Origin of the sequence: Roseiconus nitratireducens (assembly GCF_008629675.1) — a bacterium.
GTDB lineage: Bacteria > Planctomycetota > Planctomycetia > Pirellulales > Pirellulaceae > Stieleria > Stieleria nitratireducens.
On the sequence record NZ_VWOX01000006.1, the window covers coordinates 260,496 to 269,611 of the forward strand.

Genomic DNA, 9,116 nt, shown 5'->3' on the forward strand with positions numbered 1-9,116 from the left:
TCACCGGTCTGGTTTCACCAAAAAATGCTTTTTGGCCGGTGACACGCGCGCGAAGCATCGAATCGGGATGCCGGATTTCGGGTAGAATTGCAGTCGGGCTTTCGGTCCAGTCAGTGAAATCGAATGGAGAGGCCGAATCATGAACCACTCGAATTCTTTCTGCCCCGGCGACCGGACACGGTCGCTGATGAGATACCTCCACGGCCCCCTGCGAAAGGGCGTGATCCTGGCCTTCCTGCTGAGCGCAAATCAACTGCGGGGACAGCAGAGCGACCGCTCGGCGATTGCACCACCGGATGTCTACGTGCATGTCGATCTTGTGCGAAACGAGCTGGAGGCGATTCGATTTGTCATGGGAAGACCGAAGAACCAGCAGAAGGAACTTGGAGTCACCGGCGCCGCCCCCAGAGAAGTCTACTTTCAAGTGCTAACAATGTATCGCAAGTCGGACCGACTGTGCTTCGAACATTGCCGCATTCACGGGGAAGAGCCCCCGCTGGTCACCGGAGAAATTCATCCTGGCGACGTCCATTATGTCACCAATCTGGCCCTGCAGCGGCTTCGTCTGGTGAAACAAAAGCTGGGCATCGACGACCAGGTGACTCCCGCGAATCTGGATCCGTCCAAGACGCCCACGGATGTTTTCCGAGCCGCGGTTCAGGCCAACCGACAATTGAACCTGTTGCTTGATCGTCAAGTCGCCCCCAGCGATGTTTTCCAACAGGTCACCACCGGCGTCGGTTACGCCGCCCGTCTGCTAGAACAATTCCCCGAGGCGACCGAGATCCCGGCCGATCCCGATTTCGAAGTCGGCAAGCGCCCGGCGGATGTGTACCAACGGCTCCTCCGCTGCTTCCGGAAGATCCGCGAGATCGCCGCGCTGTCCGGCTTGCAAATGCTTGAATTGGAGGTCGGCAAGGACGAGATTTCGCAGGCACAACCCAGTGATGTCTACGACATCGCATCCCTGCTGGTGTCCGAGCTGGCGTTTCTGCATTCACAACTCGAAGACTCCGCCCCCCCGCGAGAGGTCTATTTCGTGGGACGCAAGTTCCCTTCTCACGTCTACCAACGGGCCGGCATCCTGGAGTTGCAATTGGATGCGCTCAAGACACACGTGGCCGAACACCCGTCGTGGTTGAATCCGGAAGGAACGCCCCCATGAACGTTTCCGCAGACCCGGCGAATGAGCTCGCAAAGGGGCAGGGGACGGGCCTTCGCAAGAAGCTGCTCTATTCGCATCTATCCGTGGCCGCGATCGGTCTGATCATTTTGGCCGTCGCCCTGGTGGTGACTCTGTGGTCGCGATTCTACGCCGTAAGACTTGCGAATTCGCGCGGACCGACGTTGCGAGCGTCGATCGAGACGTCCGCCGGAGTGCAACGCTCCCTGGCAAGTCTGCGAGGTTGGATTGTCCTGGGGGACCCAAGCTTTAAACAGGATCGGATGCAGGCGTGGGACGCCCAAATCGAACCGACGGTTCGGCGGATGGAAGCTTTGAGCACGCAGTGGCCAAACGACGAGAACCGCCGTCGACTGGAAGAACTGAAAGTGGTTTTGCGGAAATTGAAGGAAACCCAATGGTGGACCGAGGAGGTCGCTCAAACACCGGGAAATGAACAGGCAAGAGTTTTGCTGCTGCAGGATGTCGACCCGATCGCCGAGTCAATTCAAGCGGCGATCCGAGAGATCATCGCCATCGCGAAAGATCGAACCGACGACCAGTCGCCGGGCGTCCTGTCATCGATCACCGACTTTCGTTATGAGATGACCCGCAGTCACAATTTCTTGACACGATTTGTCGACGACGGCTTCAGGGAAGACGCACTGCGATTCGCTTCGGCAACCGAAGCGGCCCAACGTCACTTTGAAACGATGAACCGCCAGACAGATCGGCTGGCCGCCGAGCAACAAGAGATTTTGGACATCGTTTCGCAAGAGCTGAAAGCCTACGAGAGCCTTTCGCAGAATGTGGTTGCGGCCAGGGAATCCGATCGATGGAATGTCGCTCAAAACCGACTCGCCGGTGAGGCAGCACCGCTCGCGAAACGCGCGTCATCGATTCTCAACGACATGACGGTCGAACAAAACGAACGGATGCTCGCGGACTCGCAAACCGTCAACCGCATGAGCCATCTGGCCATCGGCACCTCGGCGGCCCTGATGCTGTTGATGCCGTTGTCGGCATGGGTGATTTCTTCGCGTCGAGCCGACAAGCTCGCGAAACCGATTGCCGCCTTGTCCCAGGCAACGAAACAGCTTTCAACAGGCAGCCTCCAGAGCGATATCCCCGTCACCAGCAATGACGAACTCGGCCAGCTGACCGGTGCATTCAATTCCATGCGGGCGTCCCTGCACGAGAGCGAGCAGGTGATTCGCCGGGCGATGCATGACGCCGAATCAGCCAACAAGGCGAAGAGTGAATTCCTGGCGAATATGAGCCACGAAATCCGGACCCCCATGAACGGAATCATTGGGATGTCGCAGCTGTTGTCCCACACCAAGCTGACTCCGGAACAGAGTGATTACTTGAGAATGGTGCAACAGTCCGCCGATTCACTCCTGCGATTGCTGAACGACATCCTGGACTTTTCAAAGATCGAAGCGGGCAAACTGGAACTGGAGGAAATCGAATTCGGATTGCGAGATTGCGTGGGTCAGACCGGGCAATCTCTCTTGGTGCGCGCCGCGGAGAAGGGTCTGGAACTGGCCTGCCGTGTCGACCCGGAACTTCCCGACACGCTGCAGGGAGATCCCGGTCGCCTGCGTCAGATCCTTGTGAACCTGGTCGGCAACGCGATCAAGTTCACCAAACGGGGTGAGGTGGTGATCGATGTCGCCGAGGAATCCCGCGAGAACGACCGGGTGACGTTGCATTGCCGGGTGCGCGACACGGGCGTGGGCATCCCCGCGGACAAACAGCAAAAAATCTTCGAAGCGTTCGGGCAGGCAGATTCTTCAACGACCCGGGAATACGGCGGCACCGGACTGGGTTTGGCCATCTCCACGCAACTGGTCTCGATGATGGGAGGCAACATCTGGGTGGAGAGTGAAGTGGGGCAGGGGACCACCTTCCACTTCACGATCGAGATGAAGGTGATTTCGGACCGGGACAAAAAGCGACGTGCCAACCTGGTCTCGCTGAAAGAGATGCGGGTTTTGGTCGTCGATGACAACCAAACCAATCGCCGAATCTTTGAGGAAATGCTCAAGAGCTGGAGTGTCACGGCGACTTCCGTCGACAATCCGTTGAGCGGCTTAGCCGAATTATCGCAGGCGAACCAGTCGGGCGAGGCTTATGATCTGGTCCTGCTGGATTGCATGATGCCGGGGATGGACGGCTTTTCATTTGCACAGCGTGTCCGCGAAGACTGCGACCTTCGAGGCACGACCATCATCATGGTCTCCTCGGCGGCGCAGGCCGGGCACGTCGAAAAATGCCGCCAGCTGGACATCGTGCGGTACATGACCAAACCCGTCATTCATTCGGATCTGCTCAATACGATCTTGAATCTGGCGGTTGAAGCACCTGTTCCCCAATTGGCCGACGAGATGAATGAGACCGAAACCGGTGGACCGACGTTAAAAATCTTGCTGGCCGAGGACGGGATCGTCAATCAGCGGGTGGCCGTCGGTCTGCTACACGAACTGGGGCATGAAGTGGTCGTCGCCGAGAACGGGCAAGTGGCGATCGAAGCTTGGCAGGACGGCAGCTTTGATCTCATTCTGATGGACGTTCAAATGCCGGAATTGGATGGATTGGAGGCGACCGCACAGATTCGCCAGATCGAGTCGGAGCAAGGAGGTCACACGCCCATCGTCGCCATGACGGCAAATGCGATGAAGGGGGATCGCGAACGGTGCCTGGAACACGGGATGGACGGCTATGTCGCCAAACCCGTGACCCGCGACGCCTTGGCCGCTGCAATCAAAGAGTTCAGTTCCGCGTCGGCGCAGGACGGTCAGGGCGGATCGGACGCCGCCGAGACGCCGCAGGAAGAACGCTGCGATGAAAAAGTCTTCAGTTTTGAAGAAGCTCTTCGACGCGTCCCCGGTGGCATGGAAAGCGTTCTGGGGCTGATCCCGGTTCTCGAAGAAGAATTCGAACAGCATCTGCAACTGATACGCGAAGCGATCCCCAACCAGGACGCCAAAACCATCCAGCGTAGTGCCCACACCATCAAAGGATCGGCGGACATCTTTGCGGCCCAAGCCGTCGTCGACTCCGCCCGAGCCGTCGAATTCATGGGTCGCGATCAGTGCCTGGAAGGTGCCGACGAAGCAGTGAAGACGTTGGAGATGCACGTGAATCGACTACTCGAAGCGATCCGGCGGCACACAAATTGACCGATGTTGCCCGGGTCTGAGCCCGGATGCCGAAAGCGTCCCGCGTCAATTCTTTCGCCAGGTCATCGTGATTTCATTGCCATGATCGTTGAAGCTGACTTCGTCCATGAAGGTGCGGATCATGATCATCCCGCGTCCACTGGCCTTCAACAGATTTTCCGGGTCGGTCGGATCAGGCAGCTGACTGGGGTCAAACCCGGGACCCTCGTCGCGAATGGTGATGACTGCTTCGCAGGCGTTCATTTTGAATCGCACGTGCACCCGGCGATCTTGATACGGCGACTGCGTGACGCGTTCATTCAGCAAGGCTTCGAACGATCCATCCATTGATTCCTTCAGCTCGGAATCCAATTCCAGATTCCCGTGCTCAACGGCGTTGGTGAGCGCTTCGGTCAGCGCCGTTCCGATTCGCACCAGTTCGTTCTCATCGGCCAAATTCATGGTTTGCAGCGAGTCCTGCAAATGATTGATCAACGCCTGACGCTCGGCTGACTCGAAGCCGAAGCAGAAACTGGATTCCGTCTCCGTCATCAGCTGGTAGACGCGCAATCGATCCTTTCGCGATTCCGCCAGTTCCAGGATATTCCTCAGCGTCTGGCCCAACTCCGATTTGAGATCTCGCTTGGGAAGATAACTGGCAGCCCCGGAGCGAAGCGCCTGCGCCGCAATCGTTTCGCTCCCGTATCCCGTCATCAGGACAACGGGAATCACCGAATGGGTCTGCCGAATCTGCTGGACCAGTTCCAATCCGTCCATCTCCGGCATCTGCAGGTCGGTCAAAACGACATCCACCACATTGTTTGCCAGATACTCCATCGCCTCCTGTCCGCTGGCGACCGCGCTGGAGTCCAACCCCGCATCGCGCACACAACCTACCGCGATCTGTCGATCGACCGCCGAATCATCGACGACTAACACCATGGACATCCCGCGATCCTTTTGCGTCTGATTGAGTGGATTCAAAGAGAACGGGCGTACAGAATCTTTTTCACCTCACTTGATGGTAACCTGTCGACCGGTCCGCCGCTACGAGCGGTCGCCAATCGCCCCGTCATTGCTGGTTCCCCAGCAACAATGAAGCCGGCTTGAGCGACCCTCGCTGCAACGACGACGTGTCTCTTTGAATCATCTCCGACAGCCGAACCCGAACGGTGACGTCGCCGGGTTGGCTCAGTGGAAACGTCCGCAACTTGGACAACGGGTTCGCTTGGAAACGGCGGGGGCGGATCCTGCCTGTACCGGCTGGGGCGTCAAATGGGATGTCCTGATGATCGGATAGCGTTGAGGATCAATGAGTGCGCGACCGGTACCGCCTCGCCCCACGAACACCATGTACCGTTCTCCGTCGGCGCCCATCGCCACTCCCGCTCCGCCGTACCGAAAATCGCATTCGGTGGCGCAGGTCAGCCATCCCCACGTCGCGGTCGCTTCGCCACATCCCTCGGTCCAAGGCGACGGAACCGAGGGTCCTTGGTGACCGTTCTTCAAGCCGCGGGCGGCGCGATACTCTGCCTTGCGTTGCGCAAACTCGCTCATCGCTGGATCTTCGATCAATGCTGGCAATCCAGCGGCCCGCCGCCAGGCATTGACTTCATCGAAGGCGCTACCGTGGACGATGGCGGCGGAAGTGGAAGCAATCAAGACACAGAGAATCAATCGACAAATCATTGAAACAATCCTTTTCTAACGAAGTGAAGGTGACAAGCATCCCTGAAATGACGGCGGTTAAGGATTTCGAGCCGTCGGTGGCACACCGCAGTTTTCGAACGTGCTGGTCAAGCCGGGCAGAAACGTATCGTCGCCGGGCTTTGGTCGACAACCCATCCAAAGGGTTGCGGCGAGACAACAGCAGGAGTGGTTGACAAAGCGGGATCGTTCGCAGTTTCCGGACGCCCGCATCGTCAGTGGACAGCGATCGAGCGAACGGCGACCGTTTTGCAACTTGCTTGGTGTGTTCGTCTGCGGTGTTGGCGTGCATGCCTTCTATGAGTCTGGGCTTGAATGGGTCTGGGCTTGGCCGACAGTTGATCGGCGGTTTTGTCTTGGTAGGCTGAAGGGCGCCCCCGCAACGCACGCTGCGCTCGCGCGGGCGCCAATCGCCGCGGTGCGTAAGTCGGCATTCCAAAACGGGCCCTTGCAATCCAGAGAGACCTCTATGCCCGACGCCCAATACGAACAGACGAACACTTTCTTTTGGCTGCTCAGCGCTGGAGGGTTGCCGTTGCTGGGATTAGGTTTGCTGCTCGCGGCGATCGGCATCGTCCTGATCATTTGGCCTCTCAGGAGAGCAAGCTTCGTCCTGGTACTGCTTTCGATCCTGCCCGCGGTATTGGGATTGATCACGGTCTACTCCGCAGCCGTTGACTACGGAGAGATGGCGGGCCTATCGACACCTCCCAAGCCCGCTGAGTTTGCCGCAGCGACAAGTCGCGCGATGTCCTCCAGTTTCTTTGGACTGCTCGGCACGATCGTCGCGCTGATTCCGTCGCTTGCTGCGGTGGCGCGTGCGACGAATCCCGCGAGAGCACTGAAAGGAACGCCGCAAGTCAACTCGCCCCATTAGCCACTTCGGTTCCGAGCTGGGTACCGGCGGATGCAATCGGGCATTGAATCGCGCCGGATTCCAAGCCGACCCTGTCCGAAGAGACCTCACGCGAACGACGGATTTCTTGTGCTAAGGCGGGAATCCACGTTGACAGGAACGCACGGCGGCGTAGGATCGTTCCTTATGCGCCCAGAAATGTCTTTCTCTACCGATCGTCGTGAGACAAGATGGCACGGAGTTCGTGCGATCTTTTCGGGCGTTTGTCTGGCGATTCCGTTGCTTTTGGCATGCAGCGAGAAGGCAGCGGCAAGCTGTGGGGATTGGCTTGCTCATCCCGCCGCTGCCCACCCCATGACAGCGAACCAGCCCACCGAGGCGGAAGCGTCGGTTGATACCGTCACGCTTGCTGACGCCATGCGGCACGACCAGATTCCGACCCGCCCCTGTAACGGGCCCGGGTGTCGCGGAGGCGTGCCAGTGCCATTTCCGTCAGCCGCAACTCTCTCGGTCCCTAGTCCGCAGGATTATTGCTGTCACTCGGCAGCGGCCCCATCGATCTGTTTCGAACTCGTCGAGTTCCTGGTGCCGAACGCATTCCTTTGCGAATTGCCTCGGCCTCTTCACCGCATCGATCGTCCGCCACAGGTTTAATCCGGCGACGACACGATTTTGGTCGACCAGCCTGCGTCCCGTTGGATGCTGCGCTGGTTCATCCGCACGCGAGCCGTTCTGCTGAACGCCTCGCTGCAACGATCAAATGATTGTCTGTCTATATCGGATGATCTGGCAGCGTCCCGCGTCGTTCTCCGTGGACATGAGTGCTTCATGTTGCGGTCCGCTGGGGATCCTTCCCAGATCCCAGAACTTGGATGCGATTTGCTTGTCGGTTGAATGCCGGCATCCCGACCGATCGGTCGGGAGGAACACCGCCTTTTGTCGGTGCGCATCGTCTGATCAAACCGAATGAGGTCGCGGGCCGCTGACCCAAGAAGCTCGAGTGCGTGCGTCACTCGACGGATGGTCCACGTCGCCCGAAACCCCCGGTGCGTTCGCTCCCGCCAAATGGAATTCGAGCGATCGGGTGCTTTCCCAATCCAATCACACACGAATCATCGAGGAATGCAATGTCCACCGCCACCTGTTCCGTCCCGCAAGCTTCCGATCAGCAGACTTGGATGGAAAAAATCAACGGCCCCTACCACAAGCAAGCTCTCTACCTTTACACGGCGATCGTGTTGGCACACTGGTGCGAACACCTGGCCCAGGCAATTCAGATTTACGTGCTGGGGTGGCCCATCCCGGAATCGCGAGGAGTCCTCGGACTCTGGTTCCCCTGGATGATCAAGTCGGAACTGCTGCACTACGGATATGCGTTGGTGATGCTGGTCGCGTTTTGGATCTTGCGGAAAGGGTTTGTCGGCCAGTCCTACCGATGGTGGATGCTGGCGTTCTGGATCCAGTTCTGGCACCACATCGAACACGCACTGTTGCAGGGGCAAGCGATCTTCCGGCACAACCTTTTCGATTCGCCTGTACCGGTCAGCATCCTTCAACTCTTGATTCCACGGGTGGAGTTGCACCTGTTCTACAACACGGTCGTCTTTATCCCGATGGTCATCGCGATGTTCTATCACATGTTCCCGTTGCCTGGTGAAGCGGCACACCAGGGGTGTTCTTGCGCGTGGCAACCGCGCACGGCGCCGGCGACCGCCGCGAGCGCTTAAGTCAAGCTGGACAGCGCCCTCGGTAGCTGCGGGTTTATCGAGAACTCGATGGAGCGACCGTCGCTAGGCGGTCGCAACGCGGAATACACCACGCTCTGGCGAGCGTGGCTACGTCAAGGTAGCGCTGTCGGGAAACCACACTCCGGAGAACACAGCTACACACCTTCAACCAAATGCTCGCTGCCACAAACGCGAGCTGAAATCCATTCTCTTCAATAGTCACGAGCAAAATCATGAATCTCGTTCGATCAATCATCTCGGTCTTTCTCATCGCATTGTTGGGCATCTCGATCGCCGGATGGATCTGGGCCGGCGGGCAGCCCACGCCAAAGATGCAGGGATCTCGCGTCGTGCTGGCCATCTGCGGATTCGCCTCAACGGGATGTTTGCTGCTGCTGTGGAGCGCCAAACCGGGACGCCCCTCGCAACAGCATCCCAGTCCGGCCGACGGGACCTGAGTTTTTCAGGACCTGTTTTTTTCAGGCCCCATGACCTCGCAA

General features: G+C 58.4%; 7 protein-coding genes. 5 read left to right on the forward strand and 2 right to left on the reverse strand.

The genetic code is table 11. The annotated features are described in order from the left end of the window. Positions 1 to 187 precede the first annotated feature (187 nt). Together FYK55_RS12765 and FYK55_RS12770 are read left to right on the forward strand one after the other, a co-directional pair. Complete coding sequence (locus FYK55_RS12765; RefSeq protein ID WP_161604478.1) at positions 188 to 1,165, forward strand: hypothetical protein; 978 nt, start codon at positions 188 to 190, stop codon at positions 1,163 to 1,165. Continuing rightward, entirely contained in the window at positions 1,162 to 4,347 is a 3,186-nt protein-coding gene (locus tag FYK55_RS12770) for a response regulator (protein ID WP_150076809.1), read from the forward strand. The genes FYK55_RS12765 and FYK55_RS12770 overlap by 4 nt, the downstream gene beginning before the upstream one ends. Before the next feature lie 45 nt (positions 4,348 to 4,392). On the opposite strand, the gene FYK55_RS12775 is transcribed toward FYK55_RS12770, so the two are convergent. Together FYK55_RS12775 and FYK55_RS12780 are read right to left on the reverse strand one after the other, a co-directional pair. Continuing rightward, on the reverse strand, positions 4,393 to 5,274 hold the full coding sequence (locus tag FYK55_RS12775; protein ID WP_150076810.1) for a response regulator: 882 nt from the start codon (positions 5,272 to 5,274) through the stop codon (positions 4,393 to 4,395). A gap of 243 nt (positions 5,275 to 5,517) precedes the next feature. Then, positions 5,518 to 6,015 (reverse strand): CAP domain-containing protein, encoded by a 498-nt coding sequence (locus tag FYK55_RS12780; RefSeq protein ID WP_150076811.1) that lies wholly within the window; start codon positions 6,013 to 6,015, stop codon positions 5,518 to 5,520. A 487-nt stretch (positions 6,016 to 6,502) separates the two neighbouring features. On the opposite strand from FYK55_RS12780, the gene FYK55_RS12785 reads away from it, so the two are divergent. From FYK55_RS12785 to FYK55_RS12795, 3 genes are all read left to right on the forward strand, one after another. Beyond that, positions 6,503 to 6,910, forward strand: a complete 408-nt coding sequence (locus tag FYK55_RS12785) for a hypothetical protein (RefSeq protein WP_150076812.1) — start codon at positions 6,503 to 6,505, stop codon at positions 6,908 to 6,910. A gap of 1,106 nt (positions 6,911 to 8,016) precedes the next feature. Continuing rightward, positions 8,017 to 8,616 (forward strand): hypothetical protein, encoded by a 600-nt coding sequence (locus tag FYK55_RS12790; RefSeq protein WP_150076813.1) that lies wholly within the window; start codon positions 8,017 to 8,019, stop codon positions 8,614 to 8,616. Between the two features lie 233 nt (positions 8,617 to 8,849). Then, positions 8,850 to 9,074 (forward strand): hypothetical protein, encoded by a 225-nt coding sequence (locus FYK55_RS12795; protein WP_150076814.1) that lies wholly within the window; start codon positions 8,850 to 8,852, stop codon positions 9,072 to 9,074. Positions 9,075 to 9,116: the final 42 nt, after the last annotated feature.

Bases quoted from the DNA above. Each gene is read 5' to 3' on its own strand.
- FYK55_RS12765 (WP_161604478.1), top strand. From the start codon at position 188: ATGAGATACCTCCACGGCCCCCTGCGAAAGGGCGTGATCCTGGCCTTC.
- FYK55_RS12770 (WP_150076809.1), top strand. From the start codon at position 1,162: ATGAACGTTTCCGCAGACCCGGCGAATGAGCTCGCAAAGGGGCAGGGG.
- FYK55_RS12775 (WP_150076810.1), bottom strand. From the start codon at position 5,274: ATGTCCATGGTGTTAGTCGTCGATGATTCGGCGGTCGATCGACAGATC.
- FYK55_RS12780 (WP_150076811.1), bottom strand. From the start codon at position 6,015: ATGATTTGTCGATTGATTCTCTGTGTCTTGATTGCTTCCACTTCCGCC.
- FYK55_RS12785 (WP_150076812.1), top strand. From the start codon at position 6,503: ATGCCCGACGCCCAATACGAACAGACGAACACTTTCTTTTGGCTGCTC.
- FYK55_RS12790 (WP_150076813.1), top strand. From the start codon at position 8,017: ATGTCCACCGCCACCTGTTCCGTCCCGCAAGCTTCCGATCAGCAGACT.
- FYK55_RS12795 (WP_150076814.1), top strand. From the start codon at position 8,850: ATGAATCTCGTTCGATCAATCATCTCGGTCTTTCTCATCGCATTGTTG.